This window comes from Paenibacillus lacisediminis, assembly GCF_046567315.2.
Map to the genome: position 1 here is coordinate 139,048 of NZ_JBKIAX020000011.1, position 26,938 is coordinate 165,985.

At 54.5% G+C, this 26,938-nt stretch carries 17 protein-coding genes; 5 read left to right on the top strand and 12 right to left on the bottom strand.

The genetic code is table 11. From position 1 onward, the window contains the following. Nucleotides 1-29 precede the first annotated feature (29 nt). On the bottom strand, nucleotides 30-815 hold the full coding sequence (locus ACLD72_RS21040) for a protein-glutamine gamma-glutamyltransferase (protein ID WP_410999326.1): 786 nt from the start codon (nucleotides 813-815) through the stop codon (nucleotides 30-32). Between the two features lie 174 nt (nucleotides 816-989). On the opposite strand from ACLD72_RS21040, the gene ACLD72_RS21045 reads away from it, so the two are divergent. Together ACLD72_RS21045 and ACLD72_RS21050 are read left to right on the top strand one after the other, a co-directional pair. After that, nucleotides 990-2,942 carry a BglG family transcription antiterminator gene (locus ACLD72_RS21045; RefSeq protein ID WP_458476143.1) on the top strand — a complete coding sequence of 651 codons (1,953 nt, stop codon included), beginning with the start codon at nucleotides 990-992 and terminating at the stop codon, nucleotides 2,940-2,942. Between the two features lie 121 nt (nucleotides 2,943-3,063). Beyond that, complete coding sequence (locus ACLD72_RS21050) at nucleotides 3,064-5,199, top strand: fructose-specific PTS transporter subunit EIIC (RefSeq protein WP_410999322.1); 2,136 nt, start codon at nucleotides 3,064-3,066, stop codon at nucleotides 5,197-5,199. A gap of 702 nt (nucleotides 5,200-5,901) precedes the next feature. Here the strand turns inward: ACLD72_RS21050 and pyk are convergent. The 3 genes from pyk to ACLD72_RS21065 form a co-directional block, all read right to left on the bottom strand. Next, nucleotides 5,902-7,317: a pyruvate kinase gene (gene pyk / locus ACLD72_RS21055; protein WP_410999320.1), complete on the bottom strand. Its 1,416-nt coding sequence runs from the start codon at nucleotides 7,315-7,317 to the stop codon at nucleotides 5,902-5,904. A 100-nt stretch (nucleotides 7,318-7,417) separates the two neighbouring features. Beyond that, complete coding sequence (locus ACLD72_RS21060) at nucleotides 7,418-7,756, bottom strand: DsrE family protein (protein ID WP_410999318.1); 339 nt, start codon at nucleotides 7,754-7,756, stop codon at nucleotides 7,418-7,420. Further along, complete coding sequence (locus ACLD72_RS21065; protein ID WP_410999316.1) at nucleotides 7,753-8,901, bottom strand: threonine aldolase family protein; 1,149 nt, start codon at nucleotides 8,899-8,901, stop codon at nucleotides 7,753-7,755. Before ACLD72_RS21065 ends, ACLD72_RS21060 begins: the two co-directional genes overlap by 4 nt. Nucleotides 8,902-9,124: 223 nt before the next feature. Here ACLD72_RS21065 and ACLD72_RS21070 point away from each other — a divergent pair, with 223 nt between their 5' ends. Beyond that, entirely contained in the window at nucleotides 9,125-10,633 is a 1,509-nt protein-coding gene (locus ACLD72_RS21070; RefSeq protein ID WP_410999314.1) for a serine hydrolase domain-containing protein, read from the top strand. 447 nt (nucleotides 10,634-11,080) lie between these two features. On the opposite strand, the gene ACLD72_RS21075 is transcribed toward ACLD72_RS21070, so the two are convergent. The 7 genes from ACLD72_RS21075 to ACLD72_RS21105 all read right to left on the bottom strand — a co-directional run bounded on the left by ACLD72_RS21075 (nucleotide 11,081) and on the right by ACLD72_RS21105 (nucleotide 20,473). Beyond that, nucleotides 11,081-11,917 (bottom strand): carbohydrate ABC transporter permease, encoded by an 837-nt coding sequence (locus ACLD72_RS21075; protein ID WP_410999312.1) that lies wholly within the window; start codon nucleotides 11,915-11,917, stop codon nucleotides 11,081-11,083. After that, complete coding sequence (locus tag ACLD72_RS21080; RefSeq protein WP_410999310.1) at nucleotides 11,917-12,792, bottom strand: carbohydrate ABC transporter permease; 876 nt, start codon at nucleotides 12,790-12,792, stop codon at nucleotides 11,917-11,919. The genes ACLD72_RS21075 and ACLD72_RS21080 overlap by 1 nt, the downstream gene beginning before the upstream one ends. Nucleotides 12,793-12,897: 105 nt before the next feature. Further along, nucleotides 12,898-14,175, bottom strand: coding sequence for an extracellular solute-binding protein (locus tag ACLD72_RS21085; RefSeq protein WP_410999309.1), 1,278 nt, complete (start codon nucleotides 14,173-14,175; stop codon nucleotides 12,898-12,900). A gap of 199 nt (nucleotides 14,176-14,374) precedes the next feature. Then, nucleotides 14,375-15,937, bottom strand: a complete 1,563-nt coding sequence (locus ACLD72_RS21090) for a response regulator (RefSeq protein ID WP_410999507.1) — start codon at nucleotides 15,935-15,937, stop codon at nucleotides 14,375-14,377. Then, entirely contained in the window at nucleotides 15,915-17,702 is a 1,788-nt protein-coding gene (locus ACLD72_RS21095; protein WP_410999307.1) for a sensor histidine kinase, read from the bottom strand. The genes ACLD72_RS21090 and ACLD72_RS21095 overlap by 23 nt, the downstream gene beginning before the upstream one ends. A gap of 714 nt (nucleotides 17,703-18,416) precedes the next feature. Then, nucleotides 18,417-19,529, bottom strand: coding sequence for a mechanosensitive ion channel family protein (locus ACLD72_RS21100; RefSeq protein ID WP_410999304.1), 1,113 nt, complete (start codon nucleotides 19,527-19,529; stop codon nucleotides 18,417-18,419). A gap of 59 nt (nucleotides 19,530-19,588) precedes the next feature. Next, on the bottom strand, nucleotides 19,589-20,473 hold the full coding sequence (locus tag ACLD72_RS21105; protein WP_410999302.1) for a LysR family transcriptional regulator: 885 nt from the start codon (nucleotides 20,471-20,473) through the stop codon (nucleotides 19,589-19,591). Between the two features lie 265 nt (nucleotides 20,474-20,738). Between ACLD72_RS21105 and ACLD72_RS21110 the strand changes: the two genes are divergently transcribed. Then, nucleotides 20,739-21,695, top strand: coding sequence for a YeiH family protein (locus ACLD72_RS21110; protein WP_410999505.1), 957 nt, complete (start codon nucleotides 20,739-20,741; stop codon nucleotides 21,693-21,695). A gap of 183 nt (nucleotides 21,696-21,878) precedes the next feature. Continuing rightward, nucleotides 21,879-24,740 (top strand): YhgE/Pip family protein, encoded by a 2,862-nt coding sequence (locus tag ACLD72_RS21115; RefSeq protein WP_410999300.1) that lies wholly within the window; start codon nucleotides 21,879-21,881, stop codon nucleotides 24,738-24,740. A gap of 409 nt (nucleotides 24,741-25,149) precedes the next feature. Here the strand turns inward: ACLD72_RS21115 and ACLD72_RS21120 are convergent, their stop codons facing one another. Next, nucleotides 25,150-26,898: a methyl-accepting chemotaxis protein gene (locus ACLD72_RS21120; protein ID WP_458476137.1), complete on the bottom strand. Its 1,749-nt coding sequence runs from the start codon at nucleotides 26,896-26,898 to the stop codon at nucleotides 25,150-25,152. Nucleotides 26,899-26,938: the final 40 nt, after the last annotated feature.

Below are 26,938 nucleotides of genomic sequence, written 5' to 3' on the forward strand. Positions count from 1 at the left end.
GAGGCGCGGGAGGCGCCTCCTTTTTCCTATTAAACGGCTTGCTTGTGGCGATATACGTTGCCGCCGATTCTCGCGAATACGCCGCTCAGGCCGCGGATATGCTCAAAATTCGGATAGACCACCTCGTCAAGCATATACGCCGAAACCGTGCTGCCCGGCCTTCTTCTGCGGTTTAGCGCTTCGATGAGCTGGGACGAAGAACGGATTCCGACGCCATGGCCGTAAAACAGGTCCGGTCCCAGCATGATGCCATTCTCGCCCTGCCATTCCGGGGTTGCCGGGTTGTGGTCGGGATTTTTGAAATAGAAAATGTCCCCCGGGTAAGCGCCAAGCATCCGGCTTCCCTGAATAAACCCGAGATCGCTGTCATACTGCCAGTCATACAAATACAGATTGTTAAAGTAAGTGTTGAACGCAGGACGCGGGATTTGCTCCGACACCGCTCTGTACACAACCATTACCATCGCCATGGAACATTCAAAGGCGTAAAGCGAGCCGTTGACAAAAATATCACGGATGGCAGCATCGGGAGCCACCCCGCTTCGCAGCCGGAACCCCCCTTCCGCGGTTCGAATCCAGTACGCTTCGTTGCAGCGGGAATTTCTGTACGTGGCAAACTTAACCCCGCTGGCATACAGCGCCCGCGCCGACTCCACGATGCGGCTGCGAAGGCCTAGCTCGAACAGGAGCGCCTCCAGCGATACATACGTGTAAGGGACCGGGCTGGCTTCCTTGGCCTGCACAATCGACCGCTGCAGTTCGGGCAGCGCCACCTGACCTAACCGGATTCTATCTCCGGGCGGTAAAACAATCATCTTTTCCCCTCCGTGTTCATTATTTTGGGGTTGGTTAGGTTATTGTACGTGCAAAAGCCCGTTTTGGTGATGATTCCATTGAATATCCGTTCCCTGGCAATGCTATAATATAGAGCGATTTCAGCAATATTCAGATTATCGGCCATTTTATTCGAAGGATGTTGAAGCACGATGATGAACGACCGGCAAAAAGGAATACTTCACATGCTTTTAACGGAACACCGCCCCCATGTTCGCGTTCAGGATATAGCGGCAGAGCTAAACTGCTCGGAGAAAACGATCCGCAACGATTTTGATGAAATCGAGCGGTATTTGGCGGAGCATACCACGGCCAAGCTGCTGCGTAAACCCGGCACTGGGGTAGCGCTCACCATCGGGGAGCGGGACAAAGAAAAGCTGTTAAACGCGCTGTTCTGGTCCGCCTCGAACAAGGAATACCCTACGGATGTGAACCGGTCCGCGGCGATTCTTTACCGGCTGCTGATGGAAACCCGGCCTACAACGATCCAGGAGCTTGCAGCACAGCATTTTGTAAGCAAAGCCGCCATCAAAAAAGATTTGGACCGGCTCCAGCCATGGCTCAAAAAATACAACCTCTCCATCGTCTCCAAACAAAAGGTCGGCGTCACCGCCGAAGGCGAGGAGCGCGATAAACGGACCGCTTTGTCGAAGTTGTCCCAACTGACGGGCCAAGCCGGAAACCAATTCATCAAGGATAAGTTTGCACTCCACGAAATTGAGCTCATTGCCGGCGAATTGAAGCAGCTGGAAATGGATGCCGGGCTTTTTTTCACGGACGAAGCTATGGACAACCTGCTTGTGCATACGCTGCTGATGGTGCGGAGGACAAAGCTGAAGCAGCCGATCTCTTTTTCGGAGCAAGAAAAATCACTGATCCGGGAAAAACGGGAGTTTCCCTGGACGAATGAATTCGTCCGGAGGTTGGAGCGGGTTTTCGCCGTCCATTTCCCCGAAGAGGAGGTAGCTTATTTAACCGCGCACATCCTCGGCGGAAAAATCCGCTCCCAGACGCGGATTGAAGCCGGCGTGCCTGCAAGCGGCCGGTCCGGTTCTGCCGATGACCGGGGCCGTGTCTCCGGATTGGTGGAATCGCTCATACAGAAAATGTCCGCGCTGACTTTAGTCGATTTTGCCCGGGATCCGATTTTGCTGGAAGGGCTGCGCATTCACCTGTATTCGGCGGTAAACCGCCTAAGCTATGGATTGATCGTAACCAATCCGATGCTCCCGGATATCAAAAAAATGTACCCGTACATGTTTGACATGGTCATCGGCGCCACCCGCGGAATCGGCGGAGAGTTCCCGTTTGCGATTCCCGAGGAAGAGGCGGCTTATTTGACCTTGCATTTTCAGGCGGCGGTCGAACGTTTAAGCCAACCCGCGGCGAAGCCAAAGCGGGTTATCACGGTGTGCCATATGGGGATCGGCGTGTCGCAAATTTTGCGCACCAAGCTGGAGCGCAAATTCCCGGATCTGCAGGTGATCGATTCCGTCCGGAAGGCTGATTTGCCGGCTTATCTCGCTGGGGAGGGCGTCGATTTTATCGTGTCCACAATACCGCTGGAGAATGTCGTACCACCGCATATCGTCGTATCCCCGCTGCTGGATTCGGGGGAAATCCGCAAGATCGAAGACTTTATCGGCCGGATGAACGAGGAAAGGGAACCTGCCGATTCAGGCTCCATCCTGCAGCAGTTTACCCGGCTTTCCCTTGTTTTCCCGCAGGCCGGCTTCGGCCACCGCTTTGAAATTATCGAATACCTCGCAAACCGCCTGTATGAGCAGGGATTTGTGGAGCAGGACTATGCCCATCAGGCCTTGCTCCGGGAACGCGTCTCGTCGACGACGATCGGCGGCGGCATTGCGATTCCCCATGGCGATCCCAAGCTGATCCGAAGTTCGCAAATCGCCGTAGCCACCTTAAAGGAGCCGCTGGATTGGGATCAGGAGAAAGTGTCCGTGGTGTTTATGCTCGCCCTCGACCATCAGGATCAGGACAGCATGAAAAAGCTGTTTCAACGGCTATCGCTGCTCAGCGAGCAGCCGTCCGCAGTCGAGCGCATGATCCGGGCATGCGCCCCTGAGGAACTGCTGGGATGCCTGTGAGTACCCGAAAAAAAACGGTTTTTCCGGAACCTGCGGTAAGAATTAAAATCTTTTCCGCCCTTTTTCTGCACTAAGATGAGGTTGTAAGCGATTACTATTTGATACAGGGGGGACCAAAACCATGAAATTGTTGGCCATCACCTCATGCCCGAACGGGATTGCCCATACGTATATGGCGGCGGAAAATTTGCAGAAAGCCGCGGATAAATTAGGCATTGAGATGAAAGTCGAAACCCAGGGCTCGATCGGGGTGGAAAACCAGTTTACGGAGGAGGAGATCCGCCAGGCGGACGGAATCATCATCGCGGCGGACAAATACGTGGACAAAAGCCGGTTCATCGGCAAAAAATTGCTGGTGGCAGGCGTTCAGGAAGGAATCCGCACCCCGGAAGAACTGATTCAAAAAATGCTTCGCGGCGAAGCTGCGGTGTACCGGGGGAGCAAAGAGGCGGACGAACGTCCAGTCAAGCAAACGGCGGGCAAACAGCAGAACCAATTTTACCGGCATTTGATGAGCGGTGTCTCGTACATGATCCCGTTTATCGTCGTCGGCGGTTTGCTGATCGCCATCGCGCTGTCGATCGGCGGCGTACCGACGCCAGGCGGCCTGCAAATTCCCGAGGACTCGTTCTGGAAAACAATCGAAAAGCTGGGAGCCGCGTCCTTTACGTTTATGGTTCCGATTCTGGCCGGGTTCATCTCCTTTAGCATCGCGGACCGGCCCGGGCTGGCGCCGGGGCTGATCGGCGGCTACATCGCCGCTAACGGCAGTTTCTACGGCAGCGAAGCCGGCGCCGGGTTCATCGGAGGGATCATCGCCGGTTTCCTGGCCGGTTACGTGGCCTTGTGGATCAAGAAATGGAAAGTGCCGAAACCGATCGTCCCGATCATGCCGATCATTATCATCCCGGTGCTTTCCTCGTTGATCGTCGGCCTGATCTTCATCTATCTGCTGGGCGGCCCGATCGCGCAGGTGTTTGCTTGGATGACCACCTGGCTGGCCAGCATGCAGGGGACCAGCTCCATCCTGCTTGCGCTCATTCTCGGCGCCATGATCTCCTTCGATATGGGCGGCCCCGTCAACAAGGTTGCCTTTATGTTCGGCTCCGCAATGATCGCCGAAGGCAACTATAACATTATGGGCCCGATTGCTGTGGCCATTTGTATTCCGCCGATCGGGCTGGGCCTTGCCACCTTTTTGTTCAAGCGGAAGTTCCATGACGCCGAGCGCGAATCCGGGAAAGCGGCCTTTACGATGGGCTTGTTCGGCATCACCGAAGGCGCGATTCCGTTCGCTTCGCAGGACCCGCTGCGCGTCATTCCGAGCATCATGGTCGGTTCTATGGCCGGTTCCGTGATCGCCATGCTCGGGAACGTCGGCGACCGGGTAGCTCATGGAGGACCGATCGTCGCGGTATTGGGGGCGGTGGATAACGTCCTGATGTTTTTCATCGCCGTGATCATCGGGGCAATTGTGACCGCGCTAATGATCAAGCTGCTCAAGAAAGACCAGGTTGCCCCCCAACTCGCCGGTGGTTCGGAGGCTTACGAAGAGGCCGCTTCGGCCGCGGAGCTAGAGGAGCGGACGCAGGTGCGGCGGCAGGAACGGACGCAGGAACAGCGGCAAGAGCAGCAACTGGAGCAGTTGCAGGAACGGACGCAGGAGCAACGGCAAGAGCAGCAACTGGAGCAGTTGCAGGAACGGCAGCTGGAGCCTCAGCAACTGGACGCACCCGTCATAATCAACCGTGAAGCCAAGGTAGAAGCCGGAGCCGATAGACCACCGGAACAACATGCGGTCAGCAAGCTGACGGATATCCTCGATTTGAATCTGATCGAGACCTCGCTGTTCGCTTCGACGCGGGATGGTGTCATCGATGAAATGATCGGCAAATTGGAAGCGGCAGGCGCGCTAACCTCCCGGGAGGAGTTTAAACAAGCGATTCTGAGCCGCGAGCGTGAAAGTTCCACCGCAATCGGAATGAACATCGCCGTTCCCCACGGGAAATCATCCGCCGTCCTCAAGCCGCGGGTCGTATTCGGGATGAAGCCGGAAGGCGTCAACTGGGACAGCGCGGACGGAACGCCGGCGAAACTGATCTTTATGATCGCCGTCCCTGCCGAACATAAAGGCAATGAACATTTGAAAATTTTGCAAATGCTATCCCGCCAACTGATGGACGACGGCTTCAGAGAGCGCTTGTTAAACGTAAAGACCAAGCAAGCGGCCTACGAACTGCTGGATGAGATTCAGTAATAATAAGCAAAAGGCACCTCCGGCGCAGCTAGATGCCGGGGAGTGCCTTTTTTTGCACGGGTCGGTGCGTGTTTGGAAATAGAGGTGATTTGTGGTCCTATTCTCCGGATTGGACATTTGGCTCGCCAAATAGTGGAAATTTATGTCGCTATGCCGCGGCCATTACGCTGAAAAACCCATTTCGCACCAGTCTAAAGGAACATAGCGGTACAAAAATCCGTTATTCCGGTAAACTTCCCGTTATCCTCGAAGATAGCGGTCTTTTTTACCGCTATGTCACTACCGTTGCATCAAGTTTTATCTGACAAGATACATTTTCTAGTTACACAACTATTCTAACGGATGCCACAAGCGCTATTTGTTCCAAAAACGTTGATTTCAAAATGTAACGGTTGCCATGGAGCTTATTTCACTGAAAACCGGCTATTTTGGCTAAGATTCAGGCAAATAACGGCGCTCACAACCGTTAAAATTTAGAACAGGTCTTTTTTCGGAAAATAGCCGCTGCTGCAACCGTTAGATTTCCGGCGGGCAACAGTATCGATTCGAAAGCCAACGTTTTTAAAGAAATCTTGGGCAAAAGTTGATGAACGCTAGAACCGCTATGTCCGCTACGTCCACTACGTCCGCTATGTCACGTTACGTCAGAGAAGCGGGGTGGCGAGCCGCCATTCCCGCATGGCAAACCGGTCCCGTTCCTCTTTAAATCTGCCGGATTTGAATCAGATTGGTCGTACCCGCCTGCCCGAGCGGCAAACCCGCGGACAGCACGACCGTGTCCCCTTCCTGGGCGTATCCGGACTTCACCGCGCTTTGAATCGCCGAATCAAACATCTCGTCGGTGGTGGTCACCGGCCCGCCCAAATAAGGGAACACCCCGGACAAAAGGCATAACTTGACCAGCACATGCGGGTGATGCGCAATCGCCACGATCGGGGCCTTCGGCCGGTACTTGGACACCATTTGGGCGGTAAAGCCGCTTTCGGTGGAGGTGAGGATCACTTTAGCGTCCAGTTCCAGAGAGGCGCTGACGGCGCCTTGGCTGATCACCTCCGTGATGTTGGCCACGTGCAGCTTTCTTTTGTGGTTGAATTGCTCGTCATAGTCGATCATCGACTCCGCCTTGCGGGCCACCGCCGCCATCGTGCGTACCGCCTGCACCGGGTATTTGCCTGCCGCCGATTCCCCGGACAGCATCACGACATCGGCTCCCTGCATTACCGCGTTGTACACGTCGCTCACTTCGGCCCTAGTCGGCCGCGGATTCACCTGCATCGACTCAAGCATATGCGTAGCCACGATCACCGGCTTCCCCGCCAGATTGCATTTATCGATGATCTCCTTTTGCCTCACCGGCACTTCCTCAACCGGCACCTCCACGCCCATATCCCCGCGAGCCACCATGATCCCGTCCGACGCTTCTATAATGTCGTCGAGATCGTGAATCCCTTCTTCATTTTCGATCTTGGAAACGATCTGCACGTGGCCGGCACTCTGCTCCTGCAAAATCCGCCGCACTTCGCGGATGTCATCCCCTTTGCGCACAAACGAAACAGCGATCATTTCCACGCCGTGCTCCAGTCCAAAATGGATGTGCCGGATGTCCCGTTCCGTCACCCCGGGCAGCGTCGTTTTGATGCCAGGCAGGTTCACGCCCTTGTTCGGCTTGAGCTTGCCGCCGCTCACGATACTGCAGCGGATTTCCGAACCCGCGGCGGATAGGACGCGCAGCTCCACCAGCCCGTCATCGATCAGAATCCGGTCGCCCTCCCGCACCACCTTGGGCATGTCGGGGTAATTGACCGAAATCCGCGCGTCATCCCCGGCGATCTGCTCGGTCGTCAAAACCAGTTCCCCGCCGGCCTTAAGCTCTGCGAACGGTTCGCGCAATTTGCCGATCCGGACCTCCGGCCCTTTGATATCCATCATGATGGGCACAAACGTATTTAACTCCCGCGCCGCCTCGCGCACCTGGGCGATCCGCCGCGCGTGCTCCTCCAATTCTCCGTGCGCCATGTTCAGCCGGCCCACCGTCATTCCCGCCCGAATCATGTCCTGAAGCACCCCGGCGGCATCGCTAGCCGGGCCAAGCGTGCAAATGATTTTAGTGCGCAGCATGCTAACCCTCCTTCGAATTTTCACATTCTTCTTTCAGTAAGGTATAGTATGCTTTTTTTGCCCTTCCGATAAACGAGTCGGCGCGAATCCATTAGAAACCTTAAGCGATCGTGATCACTTCGTATTGTTCCGCCAGCTCCAGGAAACGCCCCATGCTGGACACCTCGCCGGCAGCCAGCTGATCTTGGATCCCGTAATAATTGACGCAGGTGCCGCAGGCCAGCACGGGTACACCGCGCCCCTCCAGCTCCTTCAGATGCAGCGAAGCGAACGATTGCTCCGTCAATGCCAACACCCCCCGGTTTACGCAAAAAACCGCAGCCGGCAGCTGTTCCCGCTGCTTCAGCAGCGTTGCGAAGGTTTCCAGCAGCTGCGTACCCAGTTCCCGTTCACCGCTGCCCATGCTGTCCGTCGTTAAAAAAATCACTTTGTTTTTCAAATCCCCGTCTCTCCTTTCAGCTTCTCACCCAGCAATTCAAAGGCTTGCCAAAGCTTATCCTTAGGAACAGTAGCATAACGGTCGCCGATGCTGACTTCAAAATAGCTTCCTCCCGCCGCCCGTTCCTTTACATAATGCGAAAGGCCAACTCCGGTCTCCCTGCAAATCCCGATCAGCACTTCCTCCATCCGCCGGCTGGACAGCCCGGCATGAACGTGAAACATGTTGGATACCGGAATTTCCGGCAGGGTCGTGATGCCGCGGCAACGGTTATACATTCCGGCCAGTTCTCGCGCTTGCTCGTAATAGAGCTCCATTTTCCCGATTCTTTGCTCGTAATAATAATCCGCGCTGAGGATATATGGATAAAGGCTGATCAAATCGCCGCCATGGCGTCTTTTCCATACCTTGGAATCTTGCGTGAACTCCGGCTGCCCCGCCAGAATCGCTCCGGCAACGCCGCCGATCCCTTTGTAGAAGGAAATATACACGCTGTCGAACAGACTGCAAACCTCTGCGGCGGATTTTTGATAGTAGGGCAGGATCTCGAACAGCCGCGCCCCGTCCAAATGCAGCTTGATCCCCCGCTCCCGGCAGTACGCCGAAATCGCTTCAAGCTCGCCGAACTCCGGCAACTGCCCGCCGATCTCGCGCTGTGGCAGCTCCAGCAGCAGGCAGGCGATATCGTCCGGCAAATTCATGACGTCCGCCAGGCCGATGAGCCGGTTTGGGTCCGCCAGAAAAATCGGTTCGATCCGGTGCAGCTCCTTGAGCCCGTCTTTTTCGTGGATCTCCAGATGGCAAAGCGGATGGTAGGCCACCCGGGCCACACCCCGCCGGTCGCACCAAATTCTTAAAGCGATTTGCTGCGCCATCGTACCGCTGGGAAAAAACACCGCCGTTTCCTTCCCTAAAACCCCGGCCATCTTTGCTTCAAAGTCTTCGATTACTTTCCCCGCGCCGTACATATCGCTTTCCAGTCCGCCGTCCACTCCGGCGAGCGCCGCCTTCAGCACATCCACTTCTCTTCTGCCATGGCCCGTTAGCGGGTATTCAGCCCGGTCAAAGACCTCCTTCAATGTCTTCCATTCCGGTTCCGGTTTGGGTTCCGGTTTAGGTCTCGAATGATGTTCAAGATCGTTCAAACGTTCCATCTCCCCTCGCGGTCTTTTTTTCACGTTTTTCACCCGCATGTAAAACTAAAGCTATTATAGCTCCAATCGCCAATGTAATCGAACCGCCCCTTGCCATAGCAGGGCAGCTTCCCCAGACCCAAGTCCAGCCGCGAATCCGACCATTTGCCGGCGCGGAGCCCGCGCTTCCGCAGGTACAATAAGTCCCGTACCAATAATTAGGAGGAGTAACCATATGAAATCCGTTTCTTATAAAAAGAAGGCCCTCGCATCGTTTATTAAAACCTTGCTGCTGTCCATGGCCACGGCTCTCATCGTATGCGCCGTCCCGGTTAAGGCGGGGGCCGAAAGCCATGAAATCGACAAGGAGCAAATCGACGCTTTTATGTATGAATCGATGACGAAGCTGCAAATTCCCGGCGCTTCCCTAGCGATCGTTAAGGGAGACCAAGTTCTCTATCAAAACGGTTACGGCATTTCCGGGCCGGGACGCACGCCGGTGACGGCGCAGACCCCGTTTGTCATCGGATCGGTCAGCAAATCGTTCACCGCCCTGGCCGTCATGCAATTGGCCGATGCAGGGAAGATCGATCTCGAGGCTCCGGTCCGGCAGTATTTGCCCTGGTTCCGGGTTGCCGATGAAGCGGCGTCCGCGCAAATCCGCATCAAGCATTTGCTTCACCAGACGAGCGGGTTATCCACCTATGAAGGCCAAGTGTCGCTGACGCAAGGTGGCCTGCCGATCGAGCAGCATCTCCGCAATCTTAAGCAGGTTAAGCTCACCGAACCCGTGGGCACGGCGTACCAATATTCAAATCTGAATTACGATATTTTGGGAGGCATTATCGAAGCTGTTTCGGGTCTGTCTTACGGGGACTACATCCAGCAAAATATTTACGCGCCGCTGGACATGACGCACAGCTATGCTTCACCAAACTCCGCGCAGGACCTGGCTACAGGCTATCAGCCGGTGTTCGGACTTATGGTCCCCACGAAAATAATCAACCATGAAGGGACGGTTCCTTCGGGATATTTGGTCTCCAGCGCCGAAGACATGTCCAAATACCTGATCGCTCAAATCAATCAAGGGCGATTCGGAAATACGGCCATCGTATCCGAGCGGAGCGCTGCGCTCATGCATACCCCGGCGGCTCCGATGTGGGGGAACCAATATTACGGCATGGGGTGGAGCATCGACAAGGACCGCAATTGGGTGTATCACGACGGCTCGACGGAAAATACATACTCCAAAATGATCATCGACGGCGATTACGGTATTATTTTACTGGTCAACTCAATGGATTTCTTCCATATCGACGCTTACGATCAAATCACGGCGGGAATCGATCGTATTCTTCACGGTGAGGAGCCCGTCACGGACGGAATGGATACTTATAAGAAAGATTTCCTGGTCATCGATGCCATTGCGCTGGCCGTTCTACTTTACTTGGCAGGGTCTATCCGCGGTCTTTTCCGCTGGAAAACTCACTTCAAGCCGACCAAACTGCGTATCGCCATTCAGGTGCTGTCGATTGCATTTATCCATGCGCTCATTCCGTTGTTAATCCTGTTCGTGCTGCCTAAAGTTCTCGTGCCATGGCCGGTCATCTTCGTATTTCTCGTGGGCTTAGGCCACTTTATGTATTACGCGTCGATTGCGTTGCTTGCGGTTGGGGTCATTAAATTGCTGCTTCTCGCCTACAGCATCCGCAAACAAAAAAACGGCCGCAATCTGGCCGTGTAGCGGGTTGCGGCTCCTTAAAAGGACTGGCATCCGTCCGTATGGCTACTGGCGCAGCCTTCCGGTTCGTAATGAACCCCGCGAGGCAAACCACGGTCACGAAATGCAAAAGTGCAGGCGAATTTCGTCGAAACTCCTCGAAACGGGCGGCTCAATTGCAAAAGTGCAGTTCACTACCCATGTATATTCCATAATTTTGCAATTCCATGCAAACCAAATGCACTTTTGCAGTTCATTCGCTCGAAAAGAGAGATTTGCGAAAAATCAGATGCACTTTTGCACTTGGACCAACTAATCCAACGGGAACGAAGGGGACATTTGTCTTTAACCGCCGATTACCTTACTAATTTGACATGCATCGGCCGGCCGGCTACTTTATCGCAGGCGGGTACGCATAACACCGGTTGTACGCTTTATTGTGCCAAATGCCTGTTACTTTACTACCCCTAATTACTTCACCGCTCCCGCCGCAATGCCCTTGATGATGTACTTTTGGGCAAACGCGTAGAAAATGACGACAGGGATGATGGTCAGCGTTAGGCCCGCCATGGCCTGGTTCCACACGATCGTGAACTCTCCGAAGAAGTAGAATGTCGACAGCGGGATCGTGCGCAGCGCTTTATCCGACAGCGTCAGCGATGGCAGCAAATAGTCGTTCCACGTCGCGATCACGTCCAAAATGGCTACGGTAATCGTGATCGTCTTCAGCATCGGGAATACGATCCGCCAAAACACGCCGAATTTGGTGCAGCCATCCAAGGTTGCGGCTTCCTCGAGCGCGATTGGAATCGATTTAATGAAGCCGTGGTACAAAAACACCGCCATACTGGCGTGAAAGCCGATGTTCATGTATACGAGTCCGCCATGCGTGTTCAGCATCGGGAGATGAAGGTAAGTGCGAATCCAGTCCATGACCTGCATCAGCGGCATCATCAGCGTTTGGAACGGGATCAGCATCGTCGCGACATAAGCCATAAATATCCATTTGCTGATTCTTGTGTCGCGCCGCACCAGCATCCAGGCGGTCATCGACGACAATACCACCACAAAAATGACCGTCAAAATAGTCACCAGCAGCGAATTGCCGAGCACCCGGAAGAAGTTCATCTTGTCGATCGCGCTCGCGTAGTATTCAAAGTTAAGGCTTTGCGGCAGCGCCAGCGCGTTGGTGTACAGCTCCGCCCGGTTTTTGAAGGAGTTGACGAGCATGATATAGATCGGGGACAAGAAAACAAGTGCAAGAATGAGCAGTAAGACGGAAGGAATCCATTTGCCGGCACGCTTCATTACATCTGCACCTCTTTCTTTTTCGTAATGATAACCTGCGTCAGCGTTACAACAGCCACGACGAGGAAGAACACGATCGCTTTGGCCTGGCCGACGCCATACCGGCCGTACCCGAAGATTTCGTTAAAAATGTTCATGGCGAACATTTCGGTGGAGTTCACGGGACCGCCATTCGTCAAAGACAGGTTCACGTCGTAGATCTTAAACGCGCCGGAGAGCGTCATAAAAAAGCAGATCGTAAAGGACGGCATAAGCAGCGGAAACACGATTTTGGTCAGACGCTGCCACATATTCGCGCCGTCGACCTTCGCCGCCTCAAGCGTTTCGTCCGAAATCCCCTGAATCCCCGCGATATAGATGATCATCGTATACCCGGCCATTTGCCACGTAAACACAATCACCATCGCATACAGCGCGAATTCCGGATTGATCAGCCAGTTGAAAAAGAGATGATCAAGCCCTGTGTTGTTCCCAAGATACTTAAAAATATCGGTAAAAATAAACTTCCAGATGTAGCCCAAAATCAGCCCGCCGATCAGGTTCGGCATAAAGAACAACGTCCGCGCCAGGTTGCTCGTGCGAAGCCCGCTGGTCACCAGCAGGGAGAACAACAGCCCAAAGACGTTGACGGAAACAAGCGCCAAAACCGTAAATTTGATCGTATGCCAAGCCGAAGAATAAAACCGCTCGTCATGAAAAATACGGGCATAGTTATCAAAGCCCACGAACACTTTCGGATCGGCCGGAATCCCGTTCCAGCTGATAAAGGAGTAATATACCCCGATGATAAACGGTATGATTACGACCGTCGTAAAGATAATAAACAAAGGCATGGTAAACAACGCGTACCAGAGCTTATCTGCGTTCCTGCGCATAAATCCACCCCATTTCCGGGAATTTGCTGTGAAACACGAAAGCCTAACGCCATCAAAATAGAGTTAGGCTTTCGTGGGATGATTTCCTAAAACGTCAGCTATAGGTTACTTTGCCGCATTGGCCCAAGCTTTATCCAGGTTTTGCAGGAACTGCTGGCCGGTCATATCCGGATTCAGGAAGAACTCGGCCGTTGCTGGAGCGAGATCGTTTACGATAATCCCTTGCGGGAAGTAATTAAAAGCCCAAGGAATCGTTTCACCGCTCTTCGTAGCTTCAAATACCGCTTGCGACAGCGGATCGAGGCCCGTCGCTTCGATGTTGGTCATTGCCGGGATAAATTTGAACTCGTTTACGATCGTATTTTTGCCCGTTTCGCTCGTGAACATCCAGTTCAGGAAGGCGTTGGCCGCTTTGATTTCCGCTTCGCTCGCTTCCTTGTTGATGACCCAGCCGCCCGGAATGTCTACGGACAACTTTTTGTTGCCGGAAATCGGCAGCGGCATCATGCCAATGTCCAGATCTCCATAGTCCGCGAGCATCGAATAGCTCCAGTTCCCTTGGTGAACCATCGCCGTTTTTCCCGTGGCAAAATCCCCCATTTGCGTATCATACGTTACTTCCATCGGGTTCGTGGAGTTGGCCCGAATCACTTCCATAAACTTGGCGAACTCTTGGAATTCCTTGGTATCCGCCATTTTCACTTCGCCCTTGTTCAGCTTCTCGACGAACGCTTTCGGATCTTCCTGGAGGGCGAACGGAGTATTGATGATATGCCCGATCAGGAAGTACGCTTCCTGGGAAAGGCTAAGCCCGTTAACACCTTTGGCCTTTAGGCCATCCATCGTCGTCTTGAAAGAGTCGAAGTCGGTCACTTTGCTCGGATCGACCAGGCTCTTGTTGTATACGAGACCAAAGCCTTCTACGCCCGTCGGTACGCCAACCACTTTGCCGTCGACTTCCAGGGCCATGTTCGGCGCGATATTTTTGACATACTCTTCATTACTCATATCGTAGTAATAAGACTTGAATTTTTCCGCCTCCGCGCCGGCCCCGACGCTAAAGATCGTCGGACCTTCCTTCGCCGCCAGCTTGGCTTGCAGTTGGGTCATGTAAGCATCGCCGGCAGAGCCCCAAACGTCGACTTCGTTACCGGTTTCCTTTTTATATTTTTCCGCCAACCCCTCCAGAGCTTCGGCGATTTCGACCTTGTTTTGGAACAGCGAAATTTTCGCTTGTTTTTCCGGTTGATTACCGCCTCCGGCACCGCCGGCATTATTTGCGGCATTGCCCGCATTGTTTTTTGCGTTGCCTCCGCAAGCTGTCAAAGCAACAACTAACGCCATCGTCGCGATCAAACCAAGCGCTTTTTTCGTTCTTTTCATTCCTGTCCCCCCGATTATGATGTCGTTTGTGGTAATGAAACCCCTTACAAGTCCATTATATTGGTTATGGACCTGGGCAATACAGGGGATATCATCGCCTTTTGGAGTAAAATTTGAAACTAAACAAAAAAGGAAAGAAAGAGGCTGCGGCAGCTTCTTCCTTCCTTTGTTATTCCATCCGTGCGGACAGGTTATGCATTCAGTCCCCCATCCGGCGGGGTGTCTTATGATGTTTGCGGTACTGCGTCGGCGACTCGCCGGTAAATTTTCGGAATACTTTGCCAAAATAGTTGTCGTCCTCATACCCGAGCATCCGGGACACCTCAAGCACGGCTTTGTCCGAATGGCTGAGCAGGGACTTGGCTTTTTCCATCCTTAACCCGGTCAAATAGTTCATCACCGTGGTTCCGTAAGTTTCCTTAAACTTCTTGGAAATATATTGGGGACTGAAATGAAACCGTTCCGCCAACGAAGACAGGCTGATGTCGGCCCCGATATTGGACGAGATGTAATGCTGAATTGCATAGATGTTTTGGAGCGAAGCCAAACCTTCCCCCTCCGACTCGATCATCAGCCAGAAAATATGCGTCAGCTCCTTCCCCCACTCCTCCAAATCGCTGATCCAAGGCGACAGCATTTCTGACTGATGCTCCTGATGAAGCTGACGGGAAACGCGGGCAATCAGCAGATTCACTTCCATCGTATAATGCTGCAAATTCTTTAACGGCAAATATCCAAGCTGCCTGAGCTCCCGCACAAAAGAACCGATCAAATCCGCCATATGTTCCTTGTCGCGTTTTTTTAAGGCCTCCAGCAGGAGGATTTCCCGGTCGATCAGCGTAACGGCTTGGCTTGGTTTATCCGCGTCCGCCCCGCCGTCCAAAATATTGGCGTTGAGAATTTCCGTTCTGGCCTCTTTGATGCCGGACAAAATGTTGATGTAGTCGTATTTTTTCCGGATAAACCCGGAGAAAGTGTCCAGCTTGATCGTGGACAGCCAGGACTTCTCCAGCTTGGCTTTGTAATACTCCACATCCCCGGCGGGGGCCTCTCCCTCAATCAGGACACAGAAAAAGGAATCGCTGCGAAAAAAATAAAACCGTCCCAATGGCCGCAGCACGTCTTTTATAATGTTTCGCACGGAGAACATGAACAACGCTTCGTCCCCCATAAAGCTGCGATCGACGATCGCCGTCAGGTTTCTTGGCAAAAAGAGCAGCAGGTAAAAATCTTTGACGGGGAAGCCCACTTCCTGCAAAACCTGGCGGACGCCTTCGTGATTCACCGAATCCGCTTGCAAATAGGTAGCCATCTTCTGCTCCTGGAGCAGGGTGTTGGCTTCATGAACCTGAAAGTTTTTGCGCAGCTCCTCGTTGCGGTTTTCCCGGCTTTCCAGAATCGCCCCAACTGCCTTGGAAACGGCCTTGTTCAAGTCATCGATCTTGAAAGGCTTGAGCAGATAGTCCACCCCTTGCGCCAGCAAAGTTGCCTTGGCATAACGAAATTCCTGGTACCCGCTCAAGACGATCACTTTGGAATCCCATCCTTCCGCCCGCAATTTTTCCAGAAAGGTCGGCCCATCCATCCGCGGCATGCTCATATCGCAAATGATCAGTTCCGGCGCCTCGCGGCGCACGATCTCAAGCGCCTCCACGCCATCCTCGGCCTGCAAAATTTCAGCCACCTGATAGCTGGGCCAGTCAATGGCCAATTCAACGCCTTCCCTGACATGCTCTTCATCATCCACGATCAGCACTTTCATGCGGTTCACGCTCCTTCTCCGGTTGATAGGGAATGGACAAAGTGACGGTCGTCTGCGCATAAGGCTCGCTTTCGATGCCCCAAGCAAATCCGGACCCATAATACAACTGCAGCCGCTTTAATACATTAACCAAACCGATGCCGACCCGCGATTCGAGCTTGGCGGACGAATCCGCATACGCATGGCGGATGTCGCGGATCATGTCCGGGGCGAAGCCGCGCCCGTTATCGATCACACGGATGATCAACCGGTCACTGAGCTCGATTTCCACGCGGATGGTCCCCATACCGTTCCCTTTTTCAATCCCGTGTACGATGCTGTTTTCGACCAGGGGCTGCAGCACCATTTTCGGCATCCGCAGGGACAACGCCTCGTCCGGACAGGTTTGCGAGTAGTCCAGTTTATGCTTAAACCTTCCTACCTGCAGCGAAATGTAATGGTTCAGATGCTCCAACTCGTCTTGCAAAAGAACCTCCTCATGATCGATATCCATGTTGTAACGGAACATCGCCCCCAGCTCGGCCAGCTTGTCGCTCACCTCGTGCGCGTTTTTCTTGATCGCCAGCGTGCCGATCGATTGCAGCGTATTGTACAGGAAATGCGGGTTGATCTGCGCCTGAAGCATTTTCAGCCGGGCGTCCGCCACCTCCAGCTTGTACCGGTACTGCTGGTTCCAAAGCGCGTCCAGTTCCGCGGCCATGTCCTGAAGACGATCCTCCAGCAGACCAAGCTCGTCGGTCGCTTGCGGGCCGCCTTGAATGTTGAAATTGCCCATTTGGATTTTTTTGATCTGGCCCAGGATGCGTTTGATCCGCAGCAAAATCACATACGAGATGACTCCCGCCATGATGGCGACAAAACCGGTCACGGCCACCTGCAGGGCCAGCGATTTGTTCAGCGCCTGCTTGCCCGCCTGCTCGATCACGGAATTCGGGATAAACTTCACCAGCGTAATGGGCAGATCGTAAGAAACGTCCGTAAAGTAAATGTATATTCCCTTTCCCTTGGGATCATGGATCAGCCCCATGGTGTTCCCGTCCGCAGCGGCGATTTTCCCGCGTAATTCCGCCATCCAATCGCTATCGTCGGCCGCGGGAGCAGTCGAATACAACAACTGCAGATTGTTTTGCAAAAGAATGTATATATCTCCTTGCTCGGACGTCGACAGCGGTTCGACCAACTGCTTCAGCTCGGTATTCCGTACCGTAACCGAGGTCAAGCCCAGCGTTTCGCGGCTGGAAATGTCCGCAAACAGCTTGTTGATCTGCAGCCTTTTCTCCCCGTTCACTTCAATGACCGCGTACTCCTCGTTATAGCGTCGCTCTTCCGCGGGGAGCCGGCGATGGACAAAATCGGGAATAAGCTGCCGCTCGTTCAGCCCCGATTTCACGTTAAACTGCCGGTTGGTCAGCGCGCTTTTGTACGTCACCGAGCGGATTTCCGTATAGCTGCCGAAGAGACGCTGCATTTTTTGATTGATATACACGGCTTCCGCCGGGGTTTGCAGCTCCTTTTTGGTCAGCAAGCGCATCAGCTCGGGGTCACCATAATAGGACAACGTCAGCAGCATGATGTCATGGACGTATTTATGAACGCTCGACATCGTGATCGCCATCGATTTTTGGTTCAGCTGAACGAGCTGGTCCTGCACGGAACGCCCGATAATCTGGTAGGACATATAGCTGGAAATCAAAAAGGGCACGATGGTGACGGTCAGCAAACCCAATAAAATTTTGGTAAATAAGCTTCGCTTGATCAAGGACATGGCATCCTCGCCCCCGTAAACGGTTTCTTTCCTGTCAGTAAACCCTATTCTGCTGTCGGGTGTCAACTCTCGGAATCAGTATGCGCTTTGGGGCGCAAGAAAAACGCCTGACGGCGTCCTTTATGACTCTGACTTCTACGTTAGAGCGATTGGAGGGATGCGGACACTGCTCTAACGGACACCAACGACCTTATTCGTCCATTTCCCGGGTATTTCCCAGTCTAACGGACTCACATGACGTTATTTCGCTCTAAACGAGCTCCCCCGGGCCGATTCGAGGTAAATAACGTCTTCTCTGTCCGTTAGATTTTACAAACCTCCGTTTTTCCGCAAATAACGGCTCTGGTCCTTTAGCTTTTAGATCTTGTCTACTCATACGGCCGGTACGCCCTGGAAACTTCCCCGCCGTCGTCCGCCACCGCCCCTTCCAAATCTGCTGCCGGGTGTCAACTCTCGGTCGGAATCAGTACCGGAGCACCGAATACTTCAGCTCACTCTAATCAGTGGACACTGCTCTAACGGACACCAACGACCTTATTCGTCCATTTCCCGGGTATTTCCCAGTCTAACGGACTCACATGACGTTATTTCGCTCTAAATGAGCTCACCCGGGCCGATTTGAGGTAAATAACGTCATCTCTGTCCGTTAGATTTTACAAACCTCCGTTTTTCCGCAAATAACGGCCCTGGTGTCCTTTAGCTTTTAAATCTTGTCTACTCGTACGGCCGGTATGCCCTGGAAACTTCCCCTCCGTCATCCGCCAGCGCCCCTTCCAGAAACACCCGGTGCGAAGGATACGCCAGCTTGATGCCTTCCTCTTCCAGCACCTGCAGCAAGGCCAAATTTATACCCTGCCGGGCCGACAAATATTCCGCCCAAACCGTGGACTTCGTAAAATAATATATAAAAATGCCCAAACTGCTCTCGTTAAAATCGGTGAACTTGACGTGAATCGTGCCGGGGTCGATTTGCTTGTTGTCCCTCAGCAGCCGCTCGATCCGGGAAATGGCCGCAGCCAGCCGCACGCGGTTCGAATCCAGCGCCACGCCGAGCGTAAAGCTGACCCGGCGCTTGCCCATCCTGCTCCAGTTGGTGATCGGCTGATCGGCCAGCGCGGCGTTCGGCACCGTTATCAAAGCATCCGCGAAAGTGCGAATTTTGGTGCTGCGGAACGTAATGTCTTCCACCACCCCTTCGGCGGCGGGCGTTAGAATCCAATCCCCTTTGGCGAAAGGCTTTTCCAAAATGATCACGATGCCGCCGAAAATATTGCCGAGCGTATCCTTGGCCGCCAGGGCGACGGCAAGGCTCCCCAGCCCCATGCCGGCCACCAGGCCGTTGATGCTGAAGCCCCATTCCGAACCGATTAGCGCAATCGTCAAGACGATAACGACAAACCGCAGCACCTTGGACAGGAACGGAATCAGCATGCTGGAATCGTCCAGCCGGATTTTTTTGCCGATTCCTTCAAGCAGCACGGACGATTGGGCCGATAAAATATACAAAGCCCAGCCTGCTAGAGCAATGACGGCGCTGCGGAACAGCGGGTCAAGGCCGATGGCCAGCTCCCAGCTGCGCGGCAGCAAATATTTGACGCCCAAATAAACGCCCGCTAGCACGAAAAACGACCTGAACGGCCGCTCAAGCACCTGCTTCCACAGTTCCCCCTTGTCGGATGCTGCGAATCGTCGGTTCAGCAAGGCAAAGATATACTTCACCAGCACTTTGTTGAACAGCGCAAAAAGCGCGATGATCAAGACGGCGATCCCGATATCCGCCCACCTGATCTTGCCGATATTATCCGCAAACCCCTCCCAAAAGTTCATAGATTAGACACCTCCCGGCTAAATAAAGTGCCATTATACCATTGCCCGTTTTATTTTGTCTAAATGGAGGGGGGCCTACGCAGTAGCTCCATAAACACTTCCATCGCTTTGGTGTAAAATGGCGCCGTACGCGTGATCAAGGAAAATTTGCGGGTAAACGGAAAACCTTCGACATCCGGCTCCCGCAGCGTTCCGAGGGCAATTTCCTTGCGCACCGCGGCCCGGGACAGGAAGCTGATGCCCAGCCCCGCCTCGACCGATTCCTTGATGATTTGCGTGCTGCCGAACTCCATCAGCCGCTCCGGATAAAACCCCTGTTCGGCAAACATTTTTTCCGCCGCCTCGCGCGTGCCCGAACCGGGTTCCCGGATAATCCACGTCTCCTCCCGCAAATCGGAAAATTTCAAGCCGACGCGCCCCGCAGCCTTGTGCCCCGCCGGGATCACGATCACCATGGCGTCATCGGCGATCGGCTCAATGCGGAATTGCGCGTCGCGAAACTCGCCTTCGATAATGCCGATATCCAGCTCATGTCCGCCCACCTTCGCTTCGATCTCCCTGGAATTTCCGATGGTGATCGCCGGCCGGATTCCGGGGTACAACTTCATCATTTCCGCCACCACATGCGGCAGCACGTATTCTCCATACGTATAGCTTGCACCGATCGACAGATTCCCGTACGCGGTATGCTTCAAATCATCGATCAAATACTGCATCCGGCCGTACAGCCCGGAAATTTCCCGCGCATGGTGGTAGACGATCTCCCCCGCCTTGTTCAGCCGGACGAATTTATTGCTTCGCTCCAGCAGCTTGGTCCCGAGCTGCCGCTCCAGCGCACCGATATGCTGGCTGACGGCCGGCTGCGTCATATGCAGCGCTTCGGCGGCGCGCGTAAAGTTTTGTTTTTCGGCCACCGTTATGAACACTTTTAAGGACAAATCCATAAGCGTATCCCCTCCCTATGAACCTATAATAAATATTTACTTATTATAATGATTAAAATGAGTAATTTTACTTATTATTAAAACCGATTTATGCTGGTTACGCAAACCAGACGGAGGTGATTTTGTGACTATTCGAACAGACAGCGGCCGCCGCGCGGCGGCAAAATTCCGTGGATTGCGCCGCCACCCCCGGGGATTCGCCGAAACCGGCAAAGCCGCTTTTGCATTTGCGGTTCGCACGCGGGCGGGCGCTTGGGGAAGCGGCATCGCCTTTACGCTGATCATCGCCTTGCTTGGCTACGGTTTGGCCTGCCTGCCCGGGTTGGACCGGGCCGGTCAGTTGGCCTGCTCCATCCTGCTCGCCGTCCTCTACCGGCAACTCTGGGGATACCCGGAGAAACTGCGCGCAGGAATTCGTTTCTCCTCGCAACAACTGCTGCGGCTCGCGATCATTTTGTTCGGCTTGAAGCTGAACATCGGCGTCGTGCTGCAGCAAGGGCCGGGCTTGCTGCTCCGCGACGCCGCGGTTATCGTTTTCTCGATCCTAGCGACGATGCTGCTGGCCAAATGGTTGAAAGGGGACCCCTCCCTCTCCCTGCTGCTTGGGATCGGGACCGGCGTTTGCGGGGCCGCGGCCATCGCCGCCGTTTCCCCGATTCTTCAATCCAAAGAGGAGGACACCGCCATCGGCGCCGGGATCATCGCCTTGGTCGGCACGTTGTTCGCCGTCGCTTACACGGTTATTCGCCCGTTTCTCCCGCTGAGCGGGGTAGATTACGGGATATGGAGCGGCGCCAGCCTGCATGAACTCGCCCACGTCGCGCTGGCTGCGGAACCGGCCGGACCGGACGCGCTCGCGGTCGCCCTGCTGGCCAAGCTGGGGCGCGTTCTCCTGCTGATCCCGCTCAGCCTTCTGCTGATGGTCTGGATGAAACGGACCGGCAAAACGGGGACGGACGGCAAAATCGCATTCCCATGGTTTCTCCTCGGTTTTATCGCCATGAGTTGTCTCGGAAGCTTCCTCATCGGCAAATATATTCTCATTCCGCAAGCGGTAATGAACGGGGTATCCTCGCTGACGACGTTTTTGCTGGCGATGGCTATGGCCGGTCTCGGCTTGAACGTCGACCTGCGGCAGCTGCGCGCCAAGGCGCTTCGCCCGCTCTTCGCCATGCTGACCGCCTCGCTGCTGCTCAGTCTGTTGACGCTCGCCGCGCTTTAGGTTTTGATCGCGTTATTTTCGCATAACAAGGCTTCCTCCGGCAGGATGCCTTGTTTTTTCGTGTCTTCGGGCGGCCAGGCGGCATTTCTTGAAAACTTTCTTGAAAAAGATGAAAGTCCGGCGTATAATACGAAATGAACATTTTAGTCATTTAGTCATTTTTATATAAAGGAAGTATGCCTCATGAGAAAACAGCGCAGCCCCATAACGTGGTGGAAAAAATGCGGAGAGCACTTGCGCCGGTTCCAGGCTTCGATAGCTCATTTAGCGGCAAGCGCAGGCCGGGGAATCGAACGCGCCCTCCGTTATTGCGGCGTTAAAACCCGCCTTGGCCTTCAGCGAAGCCGGCAATTTCTCGCCCGCCAGGGCGGCTACCTGAAGACGGAAACCTTGAATACCGTCAAAAACCGGGAGGTCATCGTGCCCGTTCTCGGTTTGCTGCTGATTCCGCTGCTGTATAGCGGCGTTTACCTGATCGCTAACTGGGACCCGTACGGCAGAGTATCCAATCTTCCGGTCGCCGTCGTCAATTTGGATAAGCCCGTTAAATTTCAGGGCAAAACGATTGATATCGGGAACCGTTTGGTCGACAATTTGCAGCATAACGACAGCGTGGATTTTCAGTTCGTTTCCAAGGAAAAAGCCGAGCAGGGCCTAAAAAACTACGACTATTACCTTCTGATTGAAATTCCGCCGGGCACGTCGCAGGCCGCGACCACGATCCTTGACCCGAAACCGCAGAAAATGGAGTTGGTGTACAAGGAAAACAGCGCCTACAATTTTTTGTCCGCTTCGATTTCCGATAAAGTCGTGGAAAAAATCCAGAAGGAAGTTTCGGCGGAAGTGACCGAAACGTTCACGGAGGAAATGTTCGAAGCCTTGACCCAGGTGTCCGACGGGCTGCGCGACGCCAGCGACGGCGCGGGCAAGTTGGAATCGGGCCTGAAGCAGCTCGGCGACGGCATTTCCGAGTTTAAAAAGCAAGTAAACGGCAAAATCGACGCGGCGATGGGCTCCGCCGATCAGCGGCTCGATTCGGTCATCGACGAATACGGCGACAAGTTGCACGAGCGGATCAACGAAGAGATTGACAAGGAAATCGCCGCAAACAAGGACCCGATCGATACGCGCCTGCACGAGGAAGTGAACAAGGCGATCGCGGACAATGCCGGTACCGTGAAGCAGCGCATGCATGACGAAATCGACGCCGCGGTCCAAAACAACGCCGAATCGGTGCGCAGCGTGCTGCACGAGCAAATCGACAAGGCCTTTGCCGAATACGGCGGCGATGTCCGCGCGCGGATGCACAAGGAGATCGATTCGGCGGTGGACGAATATTCGGAGCAAATCCGCGGCAAGCTGCACAGCGAAGCGAATGGGCTGATCGACGAGTACAGCGGTAAAACCCGCAGCCGGATTCACTCGGAGATCGACAAGGCCATCAACGAGTACAGCGATGCCGTCAAGGCGTATATTATCGCCAGCGTGGACGACGAGATCAGCCAGCAGATCGATCAAATCGCGGCGGACGCCAAGGAAAAAGCAAAACAGCTCGACGATACGTTTGACCGGGTGCTGAAAGAGCTGGAGCCGGTGATTGAGCAATTGCCGGCCGACAAGCAGGAGCAAATCCGGGCACGTCTGGGCGAACTGGAGAAGGCCAAGCAGCAAATCGTCGATTGGATGGATTCGCAGCTGCCCGGTCTGAAGCAGAAGCTGAACGATCGCGTCAACCAGATCATCGGCAAGCGGTTTGACGAAAAACTGCCGCAAATTACGGACAAAATCCACAGCGTCGTCGACGATAAATTCGATGAACTGCTGCCGCAGCTGGAGCAAAAGATGAACAACCTCATCGACGACAAATACGCCGAGCTGCTGCCGCAAATCGTCAGCCGCATCCATTCGGCCGCGGACACCAAGTTGGATGAGTTGGAGCCGAAGGTGCAAAGCGAGCTCCATGCCAAGGCGGATGAAAAATTCGACGAACTGCAGCCGAAGCTGCGGGAGAAGCTCCATGAGGCGGCCGAAGATAAGTTTAACGCGCTGCTGCCGGAAGTAACGAACCGCTTGCACCAGGTCGCGGAAGATAAATATCAAGCATTGCTGCCGGAACTGCAGCAGCGCTTGCACGAAGCCGCGGACGAGAAGTTTGATGAGGCCAAGGGCAAGGTTTCCGAGCTGTCGCATGACAAGCTGGACGAGGTCAAAGGCATTGCCACCGATGCCCAGAACACGCTAAACGATGCGTTTGACCAACTGCTGGACGGGCAACAGAAATTGTTGGACGGCGAACAGCTGCTGAAAGACGAACTGCGCAAAGGCGCGGAAAAAGCGACGCTGGACCCGAGCGACCAGACGTACAACATGTTCGCCCAGCCCGTGGAAAGCAGCCAGGTCAGCAACCATGACGTGGAATATTACGGAGAAGGGATGGCCCCTTACTTCCTGGCGCTTGGCCTGTTTGTCGGCGCGTTGATGTTCTCGTTGTTTTACCCGCTCAAAAAGACGACGATCGTTCCGCCGAACGGCCCGGTCTGGTTCCTTGGCAAATTCGGGTTCATGCTGGCGGAAAGCCTGCTGCAAACGATCATTCTCGTAGCTTTTGTGCTGTATGGTCTCAAACTGGAGGTTACGAGCGTGCCGGTATTTTTTACGGTGGCCTTGTTCTCAAGCATCACCTTTTACGCCATCATCCAGTTTCTGTCCAGCCTGTTCGGCAATGTCGGGCGGTTTATGATCGTCATCATGCTGGTACTGCAGCTGTCCGCATCGGCCGGGACGTTCCCGATCGAGCTGACGCCGGAGTTCTTCCAGCAAATCCACCCGTATTTGCCGATGACGTACTCGGTCAGAGCTTTCCGGGCCGTCATTTCCAGCGGGGACTACGCCTTCATGTGGTCCAGCCTTGATCACCTGGCTGTGTTCCTGGCCGCAAGCTTGGCCGGCAGCCTGCTGTACTTTACGCTGGCACATTACCTGAAAACCCGCAAAGTCGCGAAAGCGCAGCGTAAAGCCAATACGCAGTTGCCGTTGGAATCTTGATCAACACACTCTGAGGACGCCTGCCGGCGTCCTTTTTTTGCGTACATAAGTGAATATGGCCCCCCAAGTGGCTGCTCTAAACCCACTCCCAAAAATAGCGGAACTTTATGTGCTTATTTTCAGGGCTTAGGCACGATCAGCATCATTAACGGATTTTTTTGTACTTATTTTCCAATGGACGGGGCAAACGGCGGTCACTCCCTAGCGATTAGGAGAAATAGCGGAATAAAATGTCTCTATTGCAATCCAAACGTATGATTTCGCCGAAATAACGACATTTTTTACCGCTAACTCCGCCATGTTTCCGCTTGCCTATATAAGTTGAACTATTAATTGTACGGATCAGGGCAGCCGTATGAAATGTTCCTACGATCGCTTGCCTAACTTGTCTAATGCACGCTCGGTTCTTTTAACTGTTTTCGTTTGAGACCTTAAACTTCCCGATCATCGCCCGCAGTTCCTCGGACAGTTGGCTTAAGCCGTCCATTGCGGCAAGCATTTCCTGCGCGCCGGCATGCTGCTCTTCGGTATGGGCGTAAACCTCCCGGGCGCCTCCCGCCGTCTGCTGTGCCACGCGGTTAATCGACGTGATCGCCTCCACAACGCCGTCCGATTGTTCCAACAGCCGTTCCGCCTGCTCCGAGACCCGCGTGATTTGGCCCGTCACCTGCTCCACCGCCTGGCGGATGCTGGAGAAGGCCTGTCCGGCCTCGCCCACCGTATCCAAACCGGCGGCCACCTCCCGCGAGCCGCTTCTGGCCGCCTCCATCACCCGCTGCATCTCACCGTGGATGCCTTCCACCAACTCCGCCACGCCTGTGGCGGCAACGCCGGTTTGCTCCGACAGCTTGCGCACCTCGCTAGCCACGACCGCAAAACCTTTGCCGGCCTCCCCGGCCCGGGCCGCTTCGATCGAGGCGTTCAGCGCCAGCATCTGCGTCTGCTTGGAAATGCCGGCGATCGGTTCAGCCGCTTCGCCGATCTGGCCGGAATGAACGCCAAGCTGCTCGATAAACGCGTGCAAGTCCGTCATCTTGTGCTGAATCGTGTCCATTTGCGACACCGCCGAAGCGACGATCCGCTCGCCGTCCAAGGTCTCCCGCAGGGCCTGTGAGGATTGGCGTTTGGCTTCCTCCGCCAGCCCAGCGATCCCGCTGACGCCGGACGACATTTGGGCCACTTGGGACACGCCCCGTTCGACGCTCTGCACCTGTTCCTCACTCCCCACGGAAATTTCCCCCATAATGCCGGAAATCACCTCGGACGACAGCCGGAACTGTACCGACTGCCGGCGCAGCTGCTCGGCCGAGTCCGCTACCTTGCCCGCGTTCCGCCGCAACTCGCTGATCATGGCATGCCAGCTGGCTTTCATGCCATTAAACGCCGAGGCCAAGTCGCCGAGCTCATCGCGGTTGTTCACCGTAAGCTCGCCCATCGTCAAATCGCCGGCGGCCATGTCCTTGGCCCCTTTCAGCATGGCCCGCATCGGCTTCAAGATGATTCGGGACACCACAATCCCGGTGGCAACGGAGAGCAGCAGCACGGCGATGCCGCAAGCGGCCAGCGTGCGCACGGCCTCGTCCGCTTCCCGCCGGTACCCGTTCAGCGTGCTTTCCAGCTCGGTCTGCTGCAGCGTCCGCAATTGTTCCGCCCCTTGAATCAGCGCATCCGACACCGGGATCGACCACACCAGCGCTTCGGCCTTGGCCAAATCCGGCTTGCCTTCGTTGACGTAATCCCGAACCTTCGTCAGCAGCCGGGCGAAGGTGGAGTTCGATTCCGCCAGCTTCTTGGCGATATCCGCGCCGTCCCCACCCTGGTAAGCGTTTTCCATCCCGCTGATCAAAACGCCCAGCTGTTCGTTGACCTCGGTTATCTGCTGTTCTTTTTCGGGCAAGGGCTCCATGATGTAGTCAAACAGCAAGCTATTCTGCCGCTGGGCGTCGCTTTCCAGCCGGGATACCCGCTCGATCGCCGCCGTATTTTGTTCGAGCACCGCCGAGTAGTTGCGGTTCAGCTTGTCCATAAACACATAAGCAATCCCCGCGATGGCCCCAACCAGCAAAGAAATCGTAAAAAACGTGGCGGTCAGCTTGCGCCCCAGCGACAAAGCAGGCAACATCCCGTCGGCCTTCATCCCTTTGACTTTCCGCTTCATAAAATGGCATCCCCCTTGATTTGAATAACGAACAAGGGCC